This window comes from Nitrosopumilaceae archaeon (assembly GCA_035631875.1).
Taxonomy (GTDB): Archaea; Thermoproteota; Nitrososphaeria; order Nitrososphaerales; family Nitrosopumilaceae; genus TA-20.
Window position 1 is genome coordinate 309,289 of record DASQHX010000010.1, and the last position, 23,345, is coordinate 332,633.

At 35.6% G+C, this 23,345-nt stretch carries 26 protein-coding genes; 8 read left to right on the forward strand and 18 right to left on the reverse strand.

Annotated features, from left to right (window positions below; all coding sequences use genetic code 11):
• Positions 1-83: 83 nt before the first annotated feature.
• Together VEU72_06765 and VEU72_06770 are read right to left on the reverse strand one after the other, a co-directional pair.
• Positions 84-245 carry a hypothetical protein gene (locus VEU72_06765; GenBank protein HYL66840.1) on the reverse strand — a complete coding sequence of 54 codons (162 nt, stop codon included), beginning with the start codon at positions 243-245 and terminating at the stop codon, positions 84-86.
• 50 nt (positions 246-295) lie between these two features.
• Complete coding sequence (locus tag VEU72_06770; GenBank protein HYL66841.1) at positions 296-508, reverse strand: hypothetical protein; 213 nt, start codon at positions 506-508, stop codon at positions 296-298.
• A gap of 234 nt (positions 509-742) precedes the next feature.
• Between VEU72_06770 and tssD the strand changes: the two genes are divergently transcribed.
• Positions 743-1,780 carry a type VI secretion system tube protein TssD gene (gene tssD / locus VEU72_06775; GenBank protein HYL66842.1) on the forward strand — a complete coding sequence of 346 codons (1,038 nt, stop codon included), beginning with the start codon at positions 743-745 and terminating at the stop codon, positions 1,778-1,780.
• Positions 1,781-2,002: 222 nt separating this feature from the next.
• On the opposite strand, the gene VEU72_06780 is transcribed toward tssD, so the two are convergent.
• Entirely contained in the window at positions 2,003-2,326 is a 324-nt protein-coding gene (locus VEU72_06780; protein ID HYL66843.1) for a hypothetical protein, read from the reverse strand.
• A 671-nt stretch (positions 2,327-2,997) separates the two neighbouring features.
• Here VEU72_06780 and VEU72_06785 point away from each other — a divergent pair.
• On the forward strand, positions 2,998-3,657 hold the full coding sequence (locus tag VEU72_06785) for a hypothetical protein (GenBank protein HYL66844.1): 660 nt from the start codon (positions 2,998-3,000) through the stop codon (positions 3,655-3,657).
• 23 nt (positions 3,658-3,680) lie between these two features.
• On the opposite strand, the gene VEU72_06790 is transcribed toward VEU72_06785, so the two are convergent.
• Positions 3,681-4,136, reverse strand: a complete 456-nt coding sequence (locus VEU72_06790) for a hypothetical protein (GenBank protein ID HYL66845.1) — start codon at positions 4,134-4,136, stop codon at positions 3,681-3,683.
• Between the two features lie 654 nt (positions 4,137-4,790).
• Between VEU72_06790 and VEU72_06795 the strand changes: the two genes are divergently transcribed.
• Positions 4,791-5,018, forward strand: a complete 228-nt coding sequence (locus VEU72_06795) for a hypothetical protein (protein HYL66846.1) — start codon at positions 4,791-4,793, stop codon at positions 5,016-5,018.
• Positions 5,019-5,353: 335 nt separating this feature from the next.
• Here the strand turns inward: VEU72_06795 and VEU72_06800 are convergent, their stop codons facing one another.
• The 4 genes from VEU72_06800 to VEU72_06815 form a co-directional block, all read right to left on the reverse strand.
• Positions 5,354-6,982, reverse strand: coding sequence for an MFS transporter (locus VEU72_06800; protein HYL66847.1), 1,629 nt, complete (start codon positions 6,980-6,982; stop codon positions 5,354-5,356).
• A 138-nt stretch (positions 6,983-7,120) separates the two neighbouring features.
• A complete protein-coding gene (locus VEU72_06805; GenBank protein ID HYL66848.1) occupies positions 7,121-8,584 on the reverse strand; it encodes an MFS transporter in 1,464 nt (487 codons plus the stop codon).
• A gap of 718 nt (positions 8,585-9,302) precedes the next feature.
• On the reverse strand, positions 9,303-10,628 hold the full coding sequence (locus VEU72_06810; protein ID HYL66849.1) for a spherulation-specific family 4 protein: 1,326 nt from the start codon (positions 10,626-10,628) through the stop codon (positions 9,303-9,305).
• A 143-nt stretch (positions 10,629-10,771) separates the two neighbouring features.
• Positions 10,772-11,002 (reverse strand): hypothetical protein, encoded by a 231-nt coding sequence (locus VEU72_06815; protein ID HYL66850.1) that lies wholly within the window; start codon positions 11,000-11,002, stop codon positions 10,772-10,774.
• A 156-nt stretch (positions 11,003-11,158) separates the two neighbouring features.
• On the opposite strand from VEU72_06815, the gene VEU72_06820 reads away from it, so the two are divergent.
• A complete protein-coding gene (locus tag VEU72_06820; protein ID HYL66851.1) occupies positions 11,159-11,527 on the forward strand; it encodes a response regulator in 369 nt (122 codons plus the stop codon).
• 122 nt (positions 11,528-11,649) lie between these two features.
• Here the strand turns inward: VEU72_06820 and VEU72_06825 are convergent, their stop codons facing one another.
• Both VEU72_06825 and VEU72_06830 read right to left on the reverse strand, forming a co-directional pair.
• Positions 11,650-11,898 (reverse strand): hypothetical protein, encoded by a 249-nt coding sequence (locus VEU72_06825; GenBank protein ID HYL66852.1) that lies wholly within the window; start codon positions 11,896-11,898, stop codon positions 11,650-11,652.
• A 533-nt stretch (positions 11,899-12,431) separates the two neighbouring features.
• A complete protein-coding gene (locus VEU72_06830; GenBank protein ID HYL66853.1) occupies positions 12,432-12,815 on the reverse strand; it encodes a hypothetical protein in 384 nt (127 codons plus the stop codon).
• Between the two features lie 286 nt (positions 12,816-13,101).
• Between VEU72_06830 and VEU72_06835 the strand changes: the two genes are divergently transcribed.
• The gene (locus tag VEU72_06835; protein HYL66854.1) at positions 13,102-13,347 is read left to right on the forward strand and encodes a tetratricopeptide repeat protein; all 246 of its coding nucleotides are present in this window, start codon (positions 13,102-13,104) and stop codon (positions 13,345-13,347) included.
• A 10-nt stretch (positions 13,348-13,357) separates the two neighbouring features.
• Here VEU72_06835 and VEU72_06840 read toward each other — a convergent pair whose 3' ends face one another.
• The 3 genes from VEU72_06840 to VEU72_06850 form a co-directional block, all read right to left on the reverse strand.
• Entirely contained in the window at positions 13,358-13,603 is a 246-nt protein-coding gene (locus VEU72_06840; GenBank protein ID HYL66855.1) for a hypothetical protein, read from the reverse strand.
• Positions 13,604-13,919: 316 nt separating this feature from the next.
• Positions 13,920-14,102 (reverse strand): hypothetical protein, encoded by a 183-nt coding sequence (locus VEU72_06845; protein HYL66856.1) that lies wholly within the window; start codon positions 14,100-14,102, stop codon positions 13,920-13,922.
• Positions 14,103-14,246: 144 nt separating this feature from the next.
• Entirely contained in the window at positions 14,247-15,083 is an 837-nt protein-coding gene (locus VEU72_06850; GenBank protein HYL66857.1) for an SDR family oxidoreductase, read from the reverse strand.
• Between the two features lie 283 nt (positions 15,084-15,366).
• Here VEU72_06850 and VEU72_06855 point away from each other — a divergent pair, with 283 nt between their 5' ends.
• Complete coding sequence (locus VEU72_06855) at positions 15,367-15,579, forward strand: PepSY domain-containing protein (protein ID HYL66858.1); 213 nt, start codon at positions 15,367-15,369, stop codon at positions 15,577-15,579.
• Positions 15,580-15,784: 205 nt separating this feature from the next.
• Here the strand turns inward: VEU72_06855 and VEU72_06860 are convergent, their stop codons facing one another.
• Positions 15,785-16,489 (reverse strand): hypothetical protein, encoded by a 705-nt coding sequence (locus tag VEU72_06860; GenBank protein HYL66859.1) that lies wholly within the window; start codon positions 16,487-16,489, stop codon positions 15,785-15,787.
• Between the two features lie 265 nt (positions 16,490-16,754).
• Here VEU72_06860 and VEU72_06865 point away from each other — a divergent pair, with 265 nt between their 5' ends.
• Positions 16,755-17,048, forward strand: coding sequence for a hypothetical protein (locus VEU72_06865; protein HYL66860.1), 294 nt, complete (start codon positions 16,755-16,757; stop codon positions 17,046-17,048).
• 53 nt (positions 17,049-17,101) lie between these two features.
• Here the strand turns inward: VEU72_06865 and VEU72_06870 are convergent, their stop codons facing one another.
• From VEU72_06870 to VEU72_06880, 3 genes are all read right to left on the reverse strand, one after another.
• Complete coding sequence (locus VEU72_06870; GenBank protein HYL66861.1) at positions 17,102-18,154, reverse strand: hypothetical protein; 1,053 nt, start codon at positions 18,152-18,154, stop codon at positions 17,102-17,104.
• Between the two features lie 12 nt (positions 18,155-18,166).
• Positions 18,167-20,215, reverse strand: a complete 2,049-nt coding sequence (locus VEU72_06875; GenBank protein HYL66862.1) for a hypothetical protein — start codon at positions 20,213-20,215, stop codon at positions 18,167-18,169.
• A gap of 103 nt (positions 20,216-20,318) precedes the next feature.
• Positions 20,319-20,927, reverse strand: a complete 609-nt coding sequence (locus tag VEU72_06880) for a hypothetical protein (protein HYL66863.1) — start codon at positions 20,925-20,927, stop codon at positions 20,319-20,321.
• Positions 20,928-21,166: 239 nt separating this feature from the next.
• Here VEU72_06880 and VEU72_06885 point away from each other — a divergent pair, with 239 nt between their 5' ends.
• Positions 21,167-21,703, forward strand: a complete 537-nt coding sequence (locus VEU72_06885; GenBank protein HYL66864.1) for an alpha/beta hydrolase — start codon at positions 21,167-21,169, stop codon at positions 21,701-21,703.
• A gap of 396 nt (positions 21,704-22,099) precedes the next feature.
• Here the strand turns inward: VEU72_06885 and VEU72_06890 are convergent.
• Positions 22,100-23,345, reverse strand: a 1,246-nt coding sequence (locus VEU72_06890) for a hypothetical protein (protein ID HYL66865.1), incomplete at its 5' end; no start/stop codon positions are given.

The following is a 23,345-nucleotide window of genomic DNA, read 5'->3' on the forward strand; positions in this document are numbered from 1 at the left end:
CAATAATTGAAGATCTAAGAACGTATTGCGTTTCTTTACTTTCCATAGTTTCTTATTTCACTTTTTTGATTTGATGAAAAGTATCATGAAACGCTTCTTTCTATTCTTTGGTCTCCTTCACCTGTATAATAGGCCTCATGACCAGTATTTTCAAAATGCGATGTGAAATTGATATCTAATTCGTCTAATGTGTTTCCCCGCACTTGAAATTCACATATGATGCAGGTTCCTCTCATCTCTCCCATGCTATTTTGTATAATTGTACTTGTTAATATTTATCTTGGAATTTGTTTCTTCAAGTTTTTTTAATTAGTATAATCCCGGATATGATCAAAAGTGCAGTTACAAAATACTGGATGTACTCGTATGGATTGACATGTAGAGTTCCAGAGTTATTTGCAAGAAATATAGTATAATCAAATATTATAATTATTCCCAGTGCTATTCCTGCTATCAAAAGTGTCTTGCCTAACGTATGATAGATTGACATTGATTTCTTGATAGTCATATTTGGTTAATTGTTTTATGTTAGCAATTTTAGGTAAACCGTCTTGCTTTGGAATCATTTTAGATGAGATTTTGGTTAATTCAAAGTGAAATGGTATTTTAATTATTAAGAAAGTTTTCTGAAACTGGTTTATTTTATATCATAATATTTCTGTATCAAGTTTATTTCCAAATTTGGTAAAACTAATTCTATAGAGATCATACGTAAATACCCATTATTCCATAAACCCGTTTAATGACATACAAAACAAACAAGACCATACTCATTCTGAGTATAGCAGCAACAATAATTCTAAGCGGAGTTATTCTTACATCAAACACACTTAGTACTGCACTAGCTCAAACATCACCACCTCCCACTACATCAGCATGTCCTCCAGGTGATCAAGTCCAACACTGGGACAAGATTGTCTTTATGATACAATCGTTTAGGGAAGGAAGTGATAATGGGCCACGTTCAATTGGAAATATTCCAGCACAGATGCTCAACACAGAGCTTGATCTGAAAATATCTGATCAGCCAGGTGTTGTGGCAAACCTAAAACAGGAAATCAGTGATACCTTGGCAACTCAATTTTCTCTTACACCAGCACAGAAAGCAAGCTTGAACATCAAGATAATTTCTGACAACTATGAGACCGTAAACTGTGGCATGACAGGCCCACAAGGTCCAGCAGGTCCAGCTAGCACAGTTCCAGGTCCAGCAGGTCCACAAGGTCCCGCAGGTCCACAAGGTCCAGCAGGTTCATCTGGTACTGGCGGTTCTAGTGATGAGCAATCTCCACCAATAACAAAGTTCCTTAAAGTAACTGGACAAAAGCAGGGAGCTATCACAGGCAGTGTGACACAAAAAGGAAAAGAAGGCACGATTGCTGTAATTGCAGTAGAGCATGCGATAATAAGTCCAAGGGATCCGGCATCTGGACTGCCAACTGGAAAGAGAGTGCATCAACCACTAGTGATTATAACACACATAGACAAGGCAACACCGCTACTTTACAACGCTATAACAAGTAACGAGAATCTTCCAACTGTTGAGCTTGATTATTATCAAACTGGACAGGACGGCAAGGAAACCTTGTACTTTAAAATAGAGTTAACCAACGCCAACATTTCTTCACTCAGCCAGACTAGTCTAAATTCTGCAGATGATCCACACTTGAACATGTATGGAGAATATGAGGAGATCTCTTTCACATACCAGAAAATAACATGGACTTGGACTGATGGCGGAATCACCGCACAAGACGACTGGGAAGCTCCAGTAGTCTAAATTATTCCCCTTTTTTTATTTTAGAACAAATCATAACGTACCGCAGCACAAAAATCATTTGCAGAATCTTGATTACAAAAAACTCTGGTTCAAGGTCCTATAAAATTGGAGATTGTCAAGTTGCAATTATCCATTTGAAATACCTTTGAGGTCATCAGCAACGACAAAAAAATTTGATTCTTTTTACAATGTAATTATAAAAAAGAAAATGATGAAATTTGATTATTCATCACAGTGATGTTTGTACTTTTCATCATCCTGATGTTCACAATGTTTATGATGGTCGTCCTTGTCTTTGTCTTTTCTGTCTTTTTCTTTTCCTTCATTTTCATGATTATCCTTGTTGTTTTTTGTATTCTTTGGAGGATCATCCTTCTTTGGTTTCTCTTTGCCTGTATCTGCATAAGAGGATAAGGTTGGAACAAATATGGAACCAAGTAATACGAGCGCAATTAGAGACGCAAAAAGAAATTGTTTGCTTTCATGGATTTGGAGTGAGATGGTTTGCTTTTCTGCAACATTATAGAATATTTTACTAAATTTCATTATAACATTAAATCAAAGGCCATCATAAAAATAAATTGTAACAATTGTCTAGAACATTTTTCTATTTTATACAAATCTTAGAGGTGTATTCAAGACAGGAGTCTTACAATGATGCAGATATTTCTTTCTAAATCGATAGTGTGTATTAGCTTTTTTCATAACACATTTTCCATAATTTGAATAAATTCCTAATTAAATTAAAATAAAATTTGGGAAAGAGTTTTGTAGCAAGTCTTACACTTTCTGAATCCTTTTTCTGTCTCTAAAGAAGATCATGGCTCCTATCAATAAAATAACCATTCCACCAAATAGTATAGGGTGTATTAGATTGCCAAGAACATCAAGTAACAAGTTATACGGAGCATGATAAAAGAAAATATGATAAATTAATAAATTAAACAAAACAAAAAGTTCCATACTGCTTCCAATAATCAGAATTTTATAACTACGTCTCACAACATCATAATTTTCATTATATGATCTTAAAGACTCTCTATCAAATCATAACACATGCCTTACAGGACCTAAAATCAAACTATGAAATCCTAATTGCCAATTTTAATGAATTATTTTGAGAAATACGAGATTTAAAATACAAAGTTTGTACCTTTCAAAGTTGGAAGATCATCAATAAATACTTCTTATTTTTAATTAAATACGGGTCTGGGTATTTGAAAAAGATATTAGTTTTACCTGTAATTGCAGTCTTCATCGCTATTGCATCAGTTTCAACTCAACATGTCCTTGCAACTAGCACAATTACTTTTGACACTTTCCCATCTGGAACATTAATTACTAATCAATATGAAAATGACGGCGTCTCCTTTACATCTGATGCACATATCTTTCTAGATTTATCCGAGGCAACTTCCAAGCCCAACATCCTTGTTCCTGCAATATGGGATCAAACCAGAAGTGGAGATCTTGACATCAATATTGTTGATCCAGTTTCACATTTACCAACTGATGCAAGTTCGATTTCATTTCAACTTATTAGCATAGGCATGAATCCAGTAACTGTAACAGCAAAAGACTCTCTTGGTAATACATTATACACGCACACATTTGGACCACACTCACCAGACAGTGGTTTAAACAATATAGATCCCTTTAGTCTTACTGTTCCACATATCAGAACCATCATAATTCATGGGAATGGACAAGGTGGTGATGGATATGGTATTGATGATGTACTGGTAGGAGGTCTCAATTCTCAAACATCAATTCCAGAATTTCCATTTTCCTTTAGCTTGGTAATTATTTTTGTCGCAGTAGCAGCTGTGTATATGGGTATAAGACAGAAGATGATACCAGGCTTCAAGAGTTTTTAGCGACAAAGAGTTTTAAAATCAGGCTATTCGCTTATTCCCTTCATAAAATCTACAATTTCTTTATCATATTCAAATTCCTTTAGCTTTGATTTGATTGAACTGATGATGGAATTGTATATGTAAAAGCCATGTCGCATTAGTATACCCTTCAAATACTCTGGATGATCAAAACAATCTTGCAAGGTACAATTTTGCATTGAAGCAAGTTGATTGATAACTGTAGCATAGGTACCTTTTCCCATGTTAACCAATGCATTTTCTATAATGGATGTGACTAGTGTTTTTTTCATTAAACGGTTACGGATTTGATCGTTGGAATTATCATTACTACCATAGGAGTAATTTGAGATGTTCAAAAAATATTGCTCATCTGAAGACTCGTCAGTTTTTCCAAAAAAATCATCCATATCATGTATGGCAAATAACGATAAAAACGATACAGCCGCAAAAGATGCCTTTTGCAAATTCGAGGTCTTCATATTATTTATAATAGATATTCTATTGTTGAAGTTAATAAAGTATAATCAGTATTCATTACTACTCTAGGATCTTTATATCTGATATTTTGGTTTTTTAAGAAATTTGATTTTCAAGATTCACGAGATGGTGAAACTCCATTGAGAAGTGACAAAGCTCCCTACCAATTTTTCTGTTTATAATTTAAGGCGAATTATTTCTTACTTTTAGAACCAGTACTAGTAACGGGGAGCTGTATATCATACCATTAATGCCATAGAACATGGCCCAATGGAGATCGGTTTCTTGGTAACAATTTTGCTGCTTGTCTTCAATCGAACCTATTTTGATATGGCTTAATTCATGAGATTTTGACTCTGTACAATCAAAATTAGTTAGTGAGTCATACCAAGCTATTGTAAATGGAATAAAAACAAAAATCATAGAAATAAGAATAATTACTTTTAATTTGTTGGATTTTTTATTTTGTTCCCACATGGTAATGACAGTCTATCTGTTGTCTCCTTATTCAAACAACAATAGTATGTGGGTCATATAATATTTTAGTAGAAAAGAATCGTGTTTTAGTTCAAGAACAAATATACAAGTAATTTGGCTTTATATCAGATATATCTATGACAAAACCCGTATATCTTTGAATCACGTTATAATAGTTAATGTCTATACATTCAGGATATTCCGAAACTGCAAGGAAACACCACGAATTAATGCCAATAGGAGCTGCACTGATGGTTATCTGTACCCTGATAACCATCTTTGTAATAAATCCAGAACAGTACGGATATGCAGGAGGTGCTCACCCGCTAGCTTTCTTTGAAGGAGCTGGCTTGATCTTGGGTAGCGTCCTTATCGGCTACATAGCACTAGTATTCAGATCAGCATAAAAAGAAAAGTACGACTATCAGGATAATCTCCAGCTAAAGCTAAGCATCATCACATTAAGGATTCAACTAAAACTGATTCTAAATTTGTGCGAAATTTTATATGAATAAAATGCGATAATATAATATGAAAAAGGAATTTTGTCATTTTTGCAAAGAAGGTGGCAAACAGTGTATCGAAGTAGATACCAAAGAACAAGTATACATGGAAATGTTTCATATCAAATGCTCAAAATGTGGCAGACCATTAATATCATGAAATTACACTAACAACTTCAAAGATGAGTTCTGTAGGACAGATGTTTTGTTAAGTTAGTTTAGTTCTCTTTTTAAAAAAATCAAGATTTGTCTTCCTTTTTCGTTTTATGATTTTGTTTGGAAATATTTTCACTAATAAGATGGGAAACACGTGGTGGGTCCTTTCCTATATGAAATGAAATGGCGTGTTGTTCTATGGCACGATCTGCTTTTGTTATGCGTTCATGTTGGCGTAAATGTTCAGTCCAGGATTCCGATGTAAACATCATAACATATCTACTTGGATTTTCAACATCATGGAATAATTCCCAATTGATTGCGCCATCACGTAACATTACAGAACGTAAGCCGTTCATTGCAGATTCAAACTCGTGCGAACGTGCCGGATCAATCTGAAATTCCATCTCTACTAGTACGGATCCCTCCTCGTGGTCATCAATGTCAATCATCGCGCGCGGCATAGACCAATGCATTGATGGAGTCATATCTACATCTGTGAGCGGCTTTAATTTGTAACGAGTTGAGGTAACAAGACCAATTATCAATCCAATAGATGCGGCAAGTAATGCAGTTGGAATTCCCCAGATTTCTGCAACAATTCCCCATATCATACTTCCAATAGCTACTCCGCCCCAATACACCAGCTGGTGAACTGAAACTACACGTGTTCTTACCCATGATGATACCGAATTGTATGCAATAAAATTCAAGCTAGATGTTATAATTATCAAGGCAGTTCCAACTGCAAATACCCCAATAAACACAATAATGATGTCATGCTGAAATGACAAGACAGCCAATGCAATAGCATACAAAATTGTTGCACTTGATACGCGCTTTTCTATTGAGATCTTTTTTATCCGCGGCACTATAACCAAACCGCTTATCATTCCGCCTATGCCAAACGCGCCCACCAGAATTCCAAAAAGAATAGAGTTTGATCCCGCTTGGTTACGAACCAAGAGAGGCAAGAGTGAAATCAGCGCACTGCCACAAATTGTCAATGCAAAGTCGCGAACAAAGAGTGCGCGTACATGCAAAGAGTGCCGCATGTATCTCAATCCTGTGCGAATAGCTCCAATTACCTGTTCAGGTGGAAGAAGCTTGCGTTCTTGCGGTTTGTGCCATCTGTGAAGAAAAACAATTACTCCAACAAATGAAAGTGCGTTTAGCATAAACACGGCCCATGGTCCTGCTGCGGCAACTACCAAGCCACCAAGAAAGGGACCAACTGCAAGTCCAATGTAAATTGCTACACTAAACAAAGTCATTGCAGCAAGAGCTTTTTTCTTTGGCACAAGCTCAGTTTGAATTACAATATTTACAGGCAAGCTCATTGCATTGCCCAAGCCAAGCAATAAGGTAAACACGACAAGAATTGATGATGTTGTAAAACCTCCAAAGGTAAGGATGCTCAGTGTAGCAGCCACTGCAAGTGAAAAGTATTGTGTGGCAAGAAAGAGCTTACGTCTGTCAACAATATCTGCAAGAGCTCCTGCAGGAAGTGCAAGCAGAAATATGGATAGGCTTGTCATCACTTGTAAAAGTGATACAACAAAAGGAGATGGGGCAAGCGATGTTATCAGCCAGCCAGATCCAACAGTTTGCATGGCAGCACCTATATCTGATGCAAACATTGTAACCCATAGAAATCTATACAGCGTATTCTTCAGAGGGCTCTCTGACGCAGAATTTGTGCTATTACTCATGTAATATCATGCACAGATAATATTCTGTTAATCAAATGTATAAATTAGTTCATTCCAATTCTTTATTTTCAATTCATACCCCATTTAGGAGAATTGTTCAGTTAGCTTTGTATCCTCTTTTCAAAGAGATGTAGAGTTTCAACTTGGAATGGTATTAGTTTTAGCTCTCATATTTTTTCGCAAAAAAATTACAAGAAAAACTGAAACTACAGATAACAATGCAGCAGTTAGAAATATCTGATCATATGCTTGCGCAGACGGAAAGCTGCCAGAAAGGTTTGGTATCGTACTCCGATACATTTGCTGATACATGCCAGCAAGTGAAGGCCCAAGCGAGTTCCCTACAAGCATCAACAGCACACTCATGCCAAGAGATACTCCCTGTACCTTTTGCGGTGATGACATCAAAATTATGTTAAAACAACCTACAATAGTAAATGACAGCCCCACAGAAATTATTGCCAATGTGACAGATATGGCATATTCGGTAAAATGAAATGTCAGTATGCTAAAAAATCCAACTGTACAAAACATTGTTCCAAGTGCTGTGAGCTTGAAATTACCAACTCTTGAGAGGAAAAAACCTCCTGCCGCAGATACTACAAGTGAGACAATCATGAAAGGCAGCTGAACTGTAGCTATTGTTAATACATCACCACCAAAGCCAAGAGGTTTTGGACTGCGTATCAGTATAGGAATTGTCTGGTATACCATAAAAGTAGAAACTCCAACTATAATCATGATAACATTTGATGGTAATAGCACCTTGTCTGAAAGAACTTTGAGATCAATTAGAGGATGAGCAACTCTTTTTTCAAGAGTTGCAAAAATTATCAATGATATGGCAGATCCTGCAAAAAATCCCAGAGAATCTAGATTCCCCGAACTAATCTCTTGAAGAAAAGATACGCCTATCAAAAACAAAATTACCGTAGAAGATAACGCCAGAGTGCCCTTGACATCTATTCCTATTGTCATGGTATCTTGTTCCGTTTTTTTTATTTTGATGAATCTGTTCATTATAAAGGCCAACCCTATCGCAATAGGAAATACAGAAAAAAAAGTTGCGTGCCAGCCATAATCAGAAATTATTTTTGCTCCAGCTATCAAACCTATTACAGCGCCGCCAAAAAATGTTGAAGTAAATATTCCTTGAGCCATTCCAAGCTTTTGAATTGGAAAGATATCACGTACTATGCCAAACGCAATTGGGAACATCGATATCCCTATACCCTGTGCAATCCTAGCACTTAACAAAAAAGGCAAAGAGTTTGCAAATCCTCCAGTCAAAATTCCCACAGAATATATCATCATCACAATTAGCAGAATCTTCTTTTTGCCATAGATGTCTGAAAGCTTGCCTGCAATAGGCGTCATTACTGCGCCTGCTATCAAATATGAAGAAAGAATCCAGGACGATGTGTTATATGATATGCTAAAATCTTTGATAAAATCAGGAATAGCAGGCAGGACCATCGTTTCTCCATACATTGTCACAAGAGCTAGTCCGCATATGATGGAAAGGGCAAGCCATGCAGAAGGCGAAACAGAGTTTACAGAATTATTCTCACTTGGCTCTAAACCATCTTGATTTTTTTTCATTATTTTTACCTAAAGTTGTGGTACTTTTAGAGCTTGCTGAGAAATTGAACGTTTGGAACTGGTAAGAGCAGTTATTATTTTGATTTTATTTTAGATCCATAGTGGAATTTGTCATTTGGTTTAAAAAAATTTGCATAGAACTTCTAAACTGTACTGATCTTATGAAATAATTCTAGCTAGCAATCTAACTTACTGCAATAGTAAGCACGACTTAATAATCATAAAACCAAAACAAAATAAAATGACAAGATCATCTCAAATAAAAAATGGAGTTGTGTAATTTGCCAGATCATTCGTGCAGAATATGCGGAGAAACTCTCACAAAATATTCCTTGTGTGCAATATGCAAGCAAGTTATGCAGCATATTTGTTTGCAATGTGGTTTTAGAACTGAAGCGGGGTTACACCGATGCCATTTGGAATCAGACGCATATCAAACAAGGCAGTCCATGATAGAAAACATGTATCCTGTCTTGGCATAACAAAACAACCAACTTGTCAAATTTTTAATATCATATAAAATTTGCTTACAAGGGAAACGAATTGTTCGTCTATAACAATCTCGAGCTGGTCATAAATAATTTTCAAAGTATGATATTTCATGACAAACATTCCTGACTTTAACACAAAGCATCAAGGCAGTATAGAATATCTTGCAATAATTCGAGAAATACTTTGGGATGAAGTGACAGAAAACAGAATTTAGATATAGGTATGACTAGTGGTTTTGTTCGCTTAGTTTAGTAATCATCTTTTGCCTTATACCAATATACACTGCTGCTACTGCAGCAAAAATAATTACCAAGTTAAGGGAAAATGGAAATTCTGGAATTGATGTACAGGCATTTTGGACTTGGTTTCCATTGAGACGTCCGTTATTGGTAAAGGTTGCACCGCATCTATCTATGATTGTTCCAGCGTTGTTGATGATGCCAGAGAGGCTGTTCAAGACAGTACCGCTATTTATTATGGTACCAGAGTTTGAGATAGTGCCAGAATTTGAGATAGTGCCTGTGACCGTTAATGTTACACCTGAATCGATTGTTAGCAATTTCCCAGTATCAATAGTAAGATTGGCATTAATAGTACAAGTATTAGTACCAGAATCCCAAGTTCCACCTATCACTTGGCATGCTCCATTGGAATTATCAACTTGTAATTCTCCTAGTGTTGTTCCGGCTAAAGAAGAAAGATCAAAAAGATATTGGTTAAAGTATGATGGAAATACAGCATATGGATTTGGTTCTGTCTTGTCTGTGATGTATATCCACTTGACATATTTTGTGGCCATATGAAGCCAAGCTGAATCATATGTTGGCTGAGTATGGATTTTGGCTTGAAACCCAACTACATCCTTTGAATATTGAGGATAAAAAGTTCTTGTTGCAAGTATTGACTCACTTGGATAACCCGCTGATTCGTATATCTCAATCAGGTTGAAGAGCGGCACATCTCCTTGATATATTGGACTTCCCGGGTTTGCTCCCATATATGAAAAACCTATCGACCTTGCATAGTCTGAGATTGTCTTGTAATAGGTAAAGTTTGATTGAGATCCAGAGACTTGATCAAGTGATATACCGTCTAGCATATTTGGGTAGAACTGCTGATATGAGGATATCATACCTTCTACATTTGTAACGCTCATTTTTCCATATCCTGTAGGCACATAACCCGTAACTACAGCCCCAACACTCTTTAGTTGGGTAATTGCATTTGTCCATTCTATTGAAGGTGCAGTTCCAGGTCCTGATGCAGGATTTATGTTTACACCAAATGGAACATTAGGGAAAGCAATCTTTGCTGCAAGCACTTGAGGAAGCTCGTTTAGGTCATACAATGGATAATAGATGCCTGTGTCATTACCTCCAAGCCTTTTAGCCAAGTCTGCAGATATGGTTGTAACCTGTGTGGTCACAGGTGTAACTGTTACGGTGTATGCGAATGCATTATTGTTCACTACAATGACCAGTGATGACAATATAAGAAGCGAGACAAAAACTAGTGTTAGCCAACGATTACTATCATTGGTATTTTTTTCCATGTTTACAATCCATTACATATATGGATTCGATAACGTAAAGCAGTATAGATACAATTTTCTATTATAATCTACCAGATTGTAATGCATTATCTTAAAACGGTCCTGTCAAATCTATATCGGTCTTTCAAACTGTCAAAAATCGTCTACGACAATTCTTCGTGTATGATCCGTCTGTAGAGTTCTCTAATTACTTGGATTTTTGTATCAATTTCTCTCAAAGATAAATTATAGAAATCAGATGGGAAGGTTGGATTCTGCTTGTACATTTCCATTATCTGGGTTTGGTTATAATGAAGTTCATTTACCATCTCCATACAGTTGACATGTAGGATGGACTTGAATTCTTCTGATTGATGAATTTTATCTATGTCCATATGAACGTCCTATTGATCATACCAAACCCTAAAAACTAATTGTTTTGCAACTATTTATTATTATAAAAAAGGCGGCATATCATTTTACATCATGTCATTGTATACTATTGTTCTATCTGCCATTATTGATTTATACATCCTTCAAGGTTTTGAAGCGTGGCAAAAATTCTTGTCGTAGATGACGAACCTGATATTGCTTTATCCCTCAAAAATGGTTTAACAAATAATGGCTTTGAAGTTGATGCATATACTGAACCACTAAAAGCATTAGATGACTTTAAGCCAAATGTATACGATTTATCTCTCTTTGATATCAGAATGCCCAAAATGAATGGTTTTGAACTGTGTCGAGAGATAAAAAAGAAGGAAACCAATGCCAAGATCTGTTTGATGACGGCATTTGAAATATACCATGATGAGTTCAGAAGAATATTTCCAACTCTTAATGTACAATGTTTTATTCGAAAACCAATCGGTATTAAGGATCTAATTTCACATATAAAATTAGAACTAAATATTTCTTGAAAGCTTGATCAAGTGGGCTTCTCAAAAACAACGTTGATCTTGTTCTGTTCTAGTACCTTAAACCTCGAAAGTTAACACAACAAATTTCTAGTAAACAAATCTCGATAAGTTAACAGAAGTTATCATAGTACGCTTATTCTCTTTGTTACGAAACCAAAGTTTAACATAAATTCCAAGATAAAAACCTGAATAGTATCATCAATACATCGAATGATATAGTCTCCATTATTGGCAATATCAAGATTCACGTTCTTGAAGATGTTTTGTGATGATATTTTTTGTTTAGCAAGTTTTTCCAGTATGAATTTCTCCTTATTTTCCTCCTGCAAACAATTTGGACTAATGAAAACTTTCTTTGAAGGGTTAAGCATAACTCCACCTGACTCATTATAATTTAGCTCTTAAACTATTTCTATTACTAGAAATAAAATAATAGCCTATTTTTTTGAGCTTAACTTTATCAAACTTTCAATCTTATTCTGCCCTAAATCAGCTTATTTTCTCTACTTTTTGTTTCAATCAGAGATAATTCTTCAAGATCTAATTCCAATTCCTTGAAACCTTTCCACCACGGATTCAATCCTTTTTGTAATCTAGTCGTCATTCTTTATAGATCTGTCGATCCTTTTCAATGGAAAATGTAGAGTTTTCACGTGTAAGAGGATAAAGGAAATTACTGGATGTTGACTAGATCTTTTATTAGATTTTCTTTTTGTTAATGATGCAATTCATAGTATACAATATCTTGTCATCTCCATATGGAAATGGATCTGCGCAGTCACCACATTTTGGACACAAAATTTCTGCATTTATATCAACTTCTCCAATAAACTTACCACATCTATAGCACGTGATCTGTTTGGTATCATAAAGATTCAATTTGTCGTTCCTCGTTCCAATATTTTCATGTCAAAAAGTGATTTTCGTTTTGTAATAATTGGTTATAGTTTTTTAGAAATTTTTTATGATCAAAATCCTTTTTGGATATAATCAGAACACTTTCGTCATCATCTATCGGGATTAAAATAAATTTTAAATTCTGACGCTGTAGCAGAATATAATTTATAGGTCCCATGTCTTCGTCATAGTCCTTTTGCATTGATCTGATAAGCGCAAATCCCATGAAAAACATCTCTTTCTTCTGATTGGACATGCCTGTTGAGACTGTTCCCATGGACTCTACCAATCTACCTTTTTTGTTAATAATACCAATTTGCATAATACTTGGATCAATCATTGTAGACTTTTGTAAGAGGAGTTGTTTGTTTTCAGGAATTTGAAGTAACATAGTTACCTTCCCACAATTTGATAGGAACTTCTATCATATTGCATATAGATTCTATAACAAACTAGCATTAAAATGAGTTGTAACAATGTTCTATGATATTCTTCTATTTTTATAAAATTGTCACGTTTTGATATATGATCTATCTTTAGTCCTGCTATGATCAAGACAGGTAATTAATTAGACCCGGCAAATCCCGCATCAGTTTTTCTGAATAATTATCTGTAAGACTTTTCTTGATGAAAATTGCTATCTCTTTAAAGACTATTTATCCTTATACTTAATTAAATTGGAATATTCAATAAACACTCCAAAAGAGATACAAAGAAAAAACATGGAAATTAACTCACTTTATGATGAGGGTAATTTTCATTTATGTTCAGGTAAATATGAGGAAGCAATAAAATACTATGATAGAATTTTAAAACTAACCCCATATTCCAAAACTGCATTAGGTTACAAGGGATTTGCCCTTCTAAAATTAAATAAACGCAAGGAAGCCGTAAACTGTTATGAGATGGCTCTGAATTGTTAAAAAATCAATTTCACAAACACTCTAGTATTCTGCCTGTATGAGCATCTACTTTTGTGCATACGATATGTTCATCACGATGCCCCACATCAGTTATTACATTCCAAGTATTTTCTTCCAAGATTGCGTTTTTGAATATAATTAGCGAGTAAGACTGTTCAAGAAACCTTCTTGCAATTGATTTTGCATGTTGTGAGTCTATATTCATCTGGCTTTGGTCTCCAGCAACCATGGACATTTTGTTTTGTGTTGTAATCAAATCATCATGACCTGTAGAATTATTGCAGTAATATCTTTCATATCACGATATTTCATAATGATAGATAGACAAGATATGCTAAAAACAGCTTGTACAAATGTTATAGTAAAATTGTAGTTTTCATGAATAGATTTCAATCTGGTCTATAATTTAAAAAATTGGCATAGAATTTCTAATCGGTATCAATAACATAGAAGAATCTTACAATGACTTTATCAATAGCAGATCGGAATGAGGCGTGGTAGGTTGTGGGCATCCTACGAGCGCACATGATTGTGAACATATCCTCCCCCAGCAATGACCAAACCCACATTTTTTATATGCTATATTGAGTAGCAGTAGTTTTGGCTTCACCAGGCAGCCGAAAACTCAAGCCTCCATTGGTAGAGGCAACTCCATTACTGCTGCCACTTGTGATTGTATAGGAGCAAGCGTTAAAATTTGTGCATTTTGTCGCAGTACCAGTTAGGGTAGATGCATATGCATTATTGTATAACAAGACGAGAACCAAAACTGTAATTACTGGAAGGATGAGAATTTTTGTTGATATTTAGCGAGTGAGAGGTAGTAGAACATTCATCTATTCTTTTAGGAGCAATCTACTAGAACAGTTATCACATGATTCTGCTAGTTTTCAAATTTTTTATTTCAAAAACTCGAAAACAAGTTTTTGAAATTCTGAATCTGGTAGCTCTTTTCTTTTTTGTGCAAGCAATGCAGCATCATCACCTACAGTATACCTTAGATTAGGATTAGGTGTTGTAATTGCATTTAATATTACTTCAGCAACCTTGGTAGGCGGTGTTCCATTCTTTAAAATTGAGTTCAGGGAATTTTGTAATTTCTGCATGTTCTTATAATAAGGCGAACTTGGATTTTGATTTTTTTGAGCCACTACCATGCCAGTGTCAAAATTGGTTTTAATTGCACCTGGTTCTATCATAACAACTTTGATTCCAAATGGTTCAAGATCATATGCAATAGATTCACTGAGGCCCTCAACTGCAAATTTTGTACCAATGTATGGTGATGACAACGGCATTGCCATTTTTCCCCCTATGGAGCTGATATTTACAATAATGCCGCTTTTTTGTTCTCTCATAATAGGCAGAACTGCTTGAGTTACTCTTATCAGACCAAAGACATTTGTTTCATACTGTGCCTTTATCTCACTCATCAATAGATCTTCAAGAGATCCCATAAGACCATAGCCTGCGTTATTTACTAGTACATCAATTCTTCCTGCATCAGACTTGATGGTTTTGATAGCATCGTTTACAGATTTTTCATCTGTGACATCTAGCTTTATGGTATGTAATGAAAGTTTTTCTCTTTTTGCTACATCTGAAATAGCTTTTGCTTTTTCTAGATTTCTCATAGTTGCATATGTACGAAAACCATTTCTTGCAAGTACAAGTGCAGTCTCATATCCTATGCCACTTGAGCTGCCAGTAACAATAGCAACTTTTTGATTTGTCATTTTTGTATATCCACTATACATCTGCAATCTATATAAATTGGAAAGGGCATTTATGGAAAGCAGATTAACTTTTAGTAAGTAGAAATGTTAGGGTTGATTTGTTGAAAATTATTAAATTATAATAAAAAATGTTGTCTGTATTAATTTTAGCATGTCAGATATGTAAAATGATGTTCAGAATATTTATCTGTAAAACATGCTCAAGATAGAGAGCAAAATAGAAGAGTTTTCTGTAATAATATACCTAGAGCGTTAAATATCAATTCTAGGATCAAAATAGTACATGTTGCTATACAGCATGGAAGCAAAGCAAGCTGAGGAGATAGCACTAGGATTTTTACAACAACAATATTCAATGATCAAGCTGGAAAAGTCAGTCTTGGAAGAAGACGGCAGGACTTGGCTTGTTGATTTTCTAGTGACATCATTTGATAAGGAACGAACGATTACGGTTAAAGTAAATGCTAGGACTGGATTGATTCTAGGCTGGCAGTAAAGAATAACAACCAAAAATCAACGATACATTATTAAAATATCAATTAGTTTGCAATGTTTCATTGTCAGTTTCAACCAGAGATAATTCTTCGATATCTAATTCCAATTCCTTGAAACCTTTCCACCAGGGATTCAATTCTTTCTAGGTTAATGAGATCATTGTTTATAGATCTGTCGATCCTTTTCTATGAAGAATTTTCATTTTCTTATAGATGTGACTTGAAGAATTTATTTACTATACCAATGTGATGCTTGCCAGAACCAATTATATAAGTGATAAATCCATTTCTAATCTCAAAATTATGAAAAGAGACAGGGTACTCTTTTGCAAAACCTCCACTATCAGAGAGTAATTGATTATATGGAAAATATGCTAAAGATTCTAAATCAGCATGGTCATTTATGCCATAGGCAAGATTTGATATTTCAACTTCATATCTTACTGGATAGGGTATGTTTCCTACTCTGTTGTGCCATTCAAGACCTGTGAAATGTTTTGATATGGAAAAATCAAATGAATTTTCATCTATATCAAAAAAGAAGGAATCAGTCTGACCAGAAATTTCATCTTTTAGATGGTAACCAATTCTTTGTTTTGATGGTTCCATGATTATTTGACGCAGGTATGAATTTCCTATTGTTGGTTTTATCTTAAATTCGTATTTGTTTTCACCTTCAAATATTGCATGAAATTTGCCATCATCATTAAATGAACAAATGAGATTAAGTTCAACAGGAATGTGCTGTTTGTTAAAGAGCTCAAGAAGATAAAGCATCCATGATTTGTCTGGAATTTTATTTCCTAAATCTGAGACAACCGTAATAACATCCGATATTGCCATATACTTTGAAAGATCCGATACGCCGCCCTCTCTGTCATCTAGACAATAATATCCTGACCAAAAATGCAATCTAGGCTTAATTTGTATATCATGCCTTTAGAGATTGCTGATAAATGGGAGACTCGGATCTGTTAAGACCCATCTACTATGTTGACTTTTTATTTTAAACCTAATCTATAGTCAGATAAGTTCAGGTCTAGTGAAAATAGAAAAATCATATGGAATCAAGATTAGTAACATTATTCTATTATAGCCTTTACCTTGTGAAGATCAAGCACATACACATGCTCTTTAATGATTGTGAATAAGATAATGTGATAATAGTGATTTACAAATGATGCGCACCCAATCTTCAACAAACATTGTAAACGAAATAAACTATGAACCAAAGAGTTACTTGGTTTTAGAAGAATATGAAACAAATAATTCAAAATGGGCACATAAATTCAACAAATACCTGTCAGATATTAGAATTGAAGTTGAGATCTTGAAGGTTAGAACATCGCAGAGAGATAACAAAGGGGTTCAAGAACGTATTTTAAAGATAGACAGAGCAATTTCTGGCATTACAGACATGTTATTAGAATATGTCGAAGAGTCTGGCAAACGTGAAATCATCCTATCTTAAAATCACCAAATTATTTTAATTAAATTCTATAATAATTATTGAAAGTAGAGTTTTCATTTTCTAAATTTCATCCTGTAAAATACAATCATTGATAATATACCAATCAACAAGACAGGAAGTGTGAGAGAAAATTCTGGAACCATTGCAGTTTTTTCTTCAGCAAAAGTCCATTTATTTCCGTCATATTGCCACGTCCTCATGTCATTATAGTTATCAGACAAAGATGGCGTAGACACATTGTAATCTTTATTGTTATAATTGTATGAAATATCCATTGCCATGTTATTCAAAGGCATGGCTAATGGTTCATTAACTGGAGAAAATGCAAAAGTACATTTTTCATGAGGTTTCAATTCCAAAACGATATCATATGGTCCAATCTGTCCATAGAATTGCTGATTCCAATTTTCTACCACGGTAAAGTTTTGCAAATTAACTGTCGTATTTTGTGTATTATACACATCAAACCATTGAGGTGCACTTGAGGTATCATGATTATTAAAACAATTGTGGTGGGTGCCAGTAGATTGGTGTATGGGTTCACACGTTTTGCTGCCAATAAAATATCCGCATTGTACCTTTTTCCCTGGAATCAAATCTGCAAGACAGTTATTTATGAAACCTGGTTTTGCTGGCAAAGTGCATGTTCTGTTGTCAGGCATTATTAAAAATGGGCTGTCAAGCTCTACTTTGGTGATTATAACAGGCGGCGTTTGTTTTACATTGAAATTGAAATATGTAGAAGAGCATCCATTGTGTATACACGCAAGAACTTTGTATTGTCCTGTGACACCAAAATCGCCATTTATTTTTAAATTATATTTACCATTATTATCTACAGGAACTTGATAGTTTTTTACAATTACATTTGTGGGATTAAAAATTTGAATCACTACTGGCTTTCCATCATTAGCAGATTCTAATACACCTAGAATTGTAATCATGTCATTTGTTTCATAGGATGGACTATCAGTAACAACAGTAAGCGTTTCGCCCGGAGGAGGACCAGTTATAGCTTCCTGTGCAAATGCCAGACTAGTGTTTGCAAGTATATTGATGGCAAAAACAATTCCAGATATTACAATTATTGAGAGTAGAGTTTTCATTTTCTAAATTCCTTATGGTAAGACAACAAGTTTAGCTAGTACACCAGGACCGCACATACTTCTTTCAAGAGAGAGCCAGTAGATTCCTGGCATGGCATCAGAATTTGTATATACAGTAGCAGTAAAGGTGGGATTATTGTTTGGATAAAACATTACAGAATTTGGTTCAAACGAAGTGCTGATTCCAGGATGTAGTAATTTAGAGGCATCTGCCAGCTCCGATGTCGGAATGTCTCCTTTGTTATCTGAATTGCATGGTTCTTCGAATCCTCCATATGGCATACCATAATGACATATCTGTGAGTGATGCCCCGTCTCATCATTGTAGAGTGAGACAGCATATGATGTTATCATCTTACCATTGGTTACATTTGCCATGTAGAAAAGAGCAGCGCCATTAGTCATGTTGAAAGGTGCGTTACCATTGTTTTGGAACCAAGCTGCATTGGCAGGAGATGTGTATTGCACACTTATTGTTCCCTGCATTCCTGGATGTAAAAAGAAGAACGTATGACCATACTGAGTAGAATTATAATAGTTTGCAAAACCTGTCGAGTTTTTTATTGTCGTACCAAATTGGACTCCACTATACATCATTGGACAATTAGTGGTACCAAGATCTCCTGCAAATATCGTACTGTTAGTTACCACAAAATGTTCTATGGCAACATGACCCCACTCATCACTACCAACCAGAGTATAGATGCCAGACTTGAAGGGTTGAACCATGCCACTATCCCAGTAGCCATTGAACTTGTAATTTTGTCCCATTTGGTATGATCCAGTTTCACATTGCAAACCTTCGATTGGTTTGCACTGGACTTGTTTTACATCACCACTGTTAGGTTGGAATTTGTACACCTTGGCAGTCTCTTGAAAAACTGGACATAGAATACCAGGATTAAACAGATTCAAAATCTTTCCTTGTGTTACATTATTTTTATCATAAAATCCATCAAGGATAGAAATTCCATATCCAATTGTATCACATGGTCCTGTACTTACATTTGAATACGACCAATTATTTTGAGCTGGAATGTCTACAGGAGTTGCAAGTGTATTGTTGACTGAGATTGTAATCCCAATTGACTTTCCTGGTTGTATGATATCAGAATCAGCCGATAGGTAAAGCTTGAGGGCAGATGAAGCTTGATTGTCCGTACTGACTAGAAGTTTTATTTTATCATTATAGATTGTCAACCCTGCTTGTGGATTTAGATGATTACTAAGAACAGTAGTTGAATTTGTAGCTAAATGAGGTCCATATTGTGTTGGAATTTCTATTCCACCTATGGCACCAGAACCATCAGGATTTTTTTTATTTTCTCCATAGATTTCTTGTGAACCATCTTGGAATTTTATATCAAGCATTATGAACGAACCACCTGGAGTATTCATAGTTCCCTCTGGAAATGCAAATGTAACGTTTTGAAACTGAATTGAGATTCCCTTTTTCAAATCATAATCTGCATAATCAAGTGTGGTTTGATGGTATGTCTGATTGTTAATTGAAACTGTTGTGTTATCTTTGTATATTCCATCATAGTAATAATCATACAGTGTAACCTTGGGATTCATGTGAGAATCAACATAGTAAAGCTCTTGTTTTGCCCATCCTCGTTCTACTAGTTTATTGATGTTGTAAGACGATACACATGCAGGAGAATCATCTTCTGCTTTGATAATTAATTGAAGACCTTCTTTGCACGCAACATCTTTTGCCGCAATTCCTGATTTGGACTGTTGTAGAGGAGACAATTCTTGTTGCATATAAAGTACGGGGGAAATGTTTTGTGAATAATTCATTTGAATATTTGGCGGAGGACCCGGAGGCATGACAGAGCTTGAAACCTGAACACCTGTTTCATAATGTATGGTGAGGTTTTTGCCGTTTTGATCAGTTGTTTGAAGTGGTGTAATCCATCCTCCATTTGGTGTTCTGATTGCGTTTGGCGGCATGGAATTTGTAGAATTGGTTACATTCTGTGCTAATACATCATGTATTCCAAAGAAAGTAGTTACAAGCAAGATTACAATTATGGATAGATGTAGAGTTTTCACATTAATTTTCAGTTTACAGTGTTTTTAGGGATTGCTGATAAATTGCATTGATTCGAGTCCTGTAATACTCTTACTGATTTTTTATTTTAAGAATTATTTTTAGCTAGAAACTCTTAAAGTTGGTTGTCATCTTTTGTCTTATGCCCATATACACAGCTGCGACTGCACCAAATATGATTACCAAGCTAAATGGAAATGGAAAGTCTGGAATTGACGTTTGTCCAAGATCCGCAGTTACATGAACATCTAGGAAATCCACAACTCCTCTGTCATATGCTTTAATGGTAATTACGTTGTTGCCAGATACCAAATCAGCATCTGGCGCGGTAAATGCAAAGTTATCCCGAAAAGCACAGCCATCACGAATTTGTTTTCCAGGTGTAATTTCATGGCCGTTAACAAAGATATCGATGTCATTGTCAAGTGCACCAGCAACAACCAAGTTTTTAGTCCCTGGAGGAAGGATAACGGTTTTTTGTATATCAATCTCAGAATCAGGAGTCCAATATGTGTTAAAATCATAACCAGAACATGTAAAAGATCCAGTTCCTCCGGGTCCAGAACCAGCTTGATCACCTAAAGGCAAGGTCACTGGTCCACTGCCAGGAGAAATCTGTGTCCATACACTTCCATATGGAACAACTTCACTGGATGCACTTGCATTTTGAATTGAAAATGTTAAGAAGAAGGCTAGGGCAAAAAATGAAACCATGAATACGGTCGTAAACTGATTAAATTTTTTTAACCCTACCAAACCCCAAACCCGATGATCGACAGATCGCTAGAGTATATAAAATGATCTTCCACTTTTGGAAACTATTAAAATTTTGAAATTTAAATCTCATTTTTCTCAAAATAATTTAATGCAGTATGTATTGAATTATTCAAAGAAAAAAATGAGTCTTTGATATATTATATCAGATTTTTAAATTCGGTTTACAATCAAAGAGCATGCGCGCAATGATAATTCCTGGAAACAACAATACGGATATTTCGGAATCATGGTATCCATATGTAAAAAAGGAACTGGAGAAACTTGGTTTAGATGTCATAGCCAAAAATATGCCAGACCCTGATTTGGCAAGAAGTCAGTTTTGGTTGCCCTTTATTGAAGAACATGTAAAAAATCATAATTCCATACTTGTTGGCCATTCTTCTGGAGCCGTAGCAATATTGAGATATTTAGAAAAAAACAAAGCTGAAGGGATTGTGCTAGTTGGCACATCTCATACTGATTTAAACGATAAAAAGGAAAAAATCAGCGGCTATTTTGATGAGCCTTGGAACTGGGAAAAAATTAGAAAAAATGTAAAATGGATGATTCAGTTTGCCTCAACTGATGATCCTTACATACCAATATCCGAGGCACGTCATATTAATGGCAAATTAAATTCTGAATACTATGAATTTACAAATCGCGGTCATTTCATGGAAGATGAATTTCCAGAACTTGTCGAATCTATAAGGAAAAAACTGAACCAGCACTGAATTCACTGAAGATTCGAATCCTGTAAGACTCGTTACATTATGAGATACGTTATGATTTGTTGGGAAGATCTTATTTTCAAATGTGGAAACAGCATGTAACCACAAAAGACTCACTAGAGTTCATCATAGGCAGATTGTAATATAGTATGTGGAAAATAAACCCCAGAAAAACAATACGAACATACAAGCTCTAGAAATAGATACCTTTGATCTGCTGGATGGAAAAATGAGAGATCTTGCAATGGAACGCTTGCATAAACAAATTTGCTCCAAAACAATCTAGCAAATGTCAAAAATTATTCAGTGATACAGACATGGTCATTCATAATTTTAGAATCAATATTTTCTAGTCCAGACCCTGTAAGACTCGTTTATGTTATGAATTATTTCTTGTAGCTAAAATCGCTTGAAGTTTGGTATCATCTTTTGTCTTATACCCATATACACCGCTGCTACAACAACAAACATGATTACCAAGCTAAAGGAAAATGGAAAATCTGGAATTGATGTAGGACATGTATTGATTGGAGATTTACCTTGAATGGGATTCCCTGTTATATTGGATCCACATTCTTCGTTAATGGTACCATAGTTGGTGATGGTACCAAAGTTGTTTAGGGTACTGGTAGAGTCAATCGTAATGGTACCAGAGTTATCGATGCTATGATCTGATAAGTTAGTGATGGTGCCACCTTTGTCAACTGTGATGGTGGTGCCTGAGCTGATAGTTTCTTTTCCATGACCACCTAAGGTAAGAGTGCCACCAGAACTGACAGTTTCTGTTTTGTGACCACCAACTGTGATGTTTTCGTTCTGGTCTACAGTTTCTGTTCTGTTGCCATGTATAGTGATGGTTTCGTTCTTGTCCACAGTTTCTGTTCTGTTGCCATGTATAGTGATGGTTTCGTTACCGTCAACAGTCTCTGTTCTGTCGTGATGCACTGTTATGGTTTCGTCATGGTCTACGGTCTTTGTTCTAGAGCCACCTACAGTTATGGTTTGGTCATGGTCTACGGTCTCTGTTCTGGAACCATGTATAGTAATAGTTTCTTTACCGCTGACAGACTCTGTTCTGTCGCCATGTATTGTTATGGTTTCATCATGGTCTATGGTCTTTGTTCTCTGGCCAGTTATTGTGATCTTTTCGTTACCGTCAACAGTCTCTGTTCTTGAACCATGTATAGTAATGGTTTCTTTACCGCTCACCGACTCTGTTCTGTCGCCATGAACGATTATGGTTTCATCACCGCTGATAGTTTCTGTTCTCTGACCTGTTATGACGATATTTTCATTGCCGCTGACGGTTTTTTGGCTGTTACCAGTTATAGTGATGGTGTTGTCACCACTGAAAATTTCTTGAGTGTTGCCACTTAGGGTAACGAGTGAGTTACCGCTGATAGTTTCTTTGGCGTTGCCACTCATGGTCATGGTTCCGCCGTTAAGGTTGAGAATTCCGCCGTTGATGTCAAGTAAACCAGTATCGCTCAGATTGATGGAGGCACCATTGACAGTAAGGGTGCCGCCGTTGACAAATGAGCCGTCGCCGTTGACATTAACGCCACCGCCGTTGAGAGGTGTGCCGGCACCGTTGACAGTAATGCTGCCACCGTTGACAAGTGTACCGCCACCGTTGACAGTAACG

Excerpts from the sequence above, each read along its gene's own strand:
- VEU72_06770 (HYL66841.1), bottom strand. The coding sequence starts at position 508 with ATGACTATCAAGAAATCAATGTCAATCTATCATACGTTAGGCAAGACA.
- VEU72_06850 (HYL66857.1), bottom strand. The coding sequence starts at position 15,083 with ATGACAAATCAAAAAGTTGCTATTGTTACTGGCAGCTCAAGTGGCATA.
- VEU72_06885 (HYL66864.1), top strand. The coding sequence starts at position 21,167 with ATGCGCGCAATGATAATTCCTGGAAACAACAATACGGATATTTCGGAA.
- VEU72_06790 (HYL66845.1), bottom strand. The coding sequence starts at position 4,136 with ATGAAGACCTCGAATTTGCAAAAGGCATCTTTTGCGGCTGTATCGTTT.
- VEU72_06780 (HYL66843.1), bottom strand. The coding sequence starts at position 2,326 with ATGAAATTTAGTAAAATATTCTATAATGTTGCAGAAAAGCAAACCATC.
- VEU72_06810 (HYL66849.1), bottom strand. The coding sequence starts at position 10,628 with ATGGAAAAAAATACCAATGATAGTAATCGTTGGCTAACACTAGTTTTT.
- VEU72_06800 (HYL66847.1), bottom strand. The coding sequence starts at position 6,982 with ATGAGTAATAGCACAAATTCTGCGTCAGAGAGCCCTCTGAAGAATACG.
- VEU72_06830 (HYL66853.1), bottom strand. The coding sequence starts at position 12,815 with ATGTTACTTCAAATTCCTGAAAACAAACAACTCCTCTTACAAAAGTCT.
- VEU72_06880 (HYL66863.1), bottom strand. The coding sequence starts at position 20,927 with ATGGTTTCATTTTTTGCCCTAGCCTTCTTCTTAACATTTTCAATTCAA.
- VEU72_06825 (HYL66852.1), bottom strand. The coding sequence starts at position 11,898 with ATGCTTAACCCTTCAAAGAAAGTTTTCATTAGTCCAAATTGTTTGCAG.
- VEU72_06865 (HYL66860.1), top strand. The coding sequence starts at position 16,755 with ATGATGCGCACCCAATCTTCAACAAACATTGTAAACGAAATAAACTAT.
- VEU72_06855 (HYL66858.1), top strand. The coding sequence starts at position 15,367 with ATGTTGCTATACAGCATGGAAGCAAAGCAAGCTGAGGAGATAGCACTA.
- tssD (HYL66842.1), top strand. The coding sequence starts at position 743 with ATGACATACAAAACAAACAAGACCATACTCATTCTGAGTATAGCAGCA.
- VEU72_06795 (HYL66846.1), top strand. The coding sequence starts at position 4,791 with ATGTCTATACATTCAGGATATTCCGAAACTGCAAGGAAACACCACGAA.
- VEU72_06870 (HYL66861.1), bottom strand. The coding sequence starts at position 18,154 with ATGAAAACTCTACTCTCAATAATTGTAATATCTGGAATTGTTTTTGCC.
- VEU72_06815 (HYL66850.1), bottom strand. The coding sequence starts at position 11,002 with ATGGACATAGATAAAATTCATCAATCAGAAGAATTCAAGTCCATCCTA.
- VEU72_06805 (HYL66848.1), bottom strand. The coding sequence starts at position 8,584 with ATGAAAAAAAATCAAGATGGTTTAGAGCCAAGTGAGAATAATTCTGTA.
- VEU72_06765 (HYL66840.1), bottom strand. The coding sequence starts at position 245 with ATGGGAGAGATGAGAGGAACCTGCATCATATGTGAATTTCAAGTGCGG.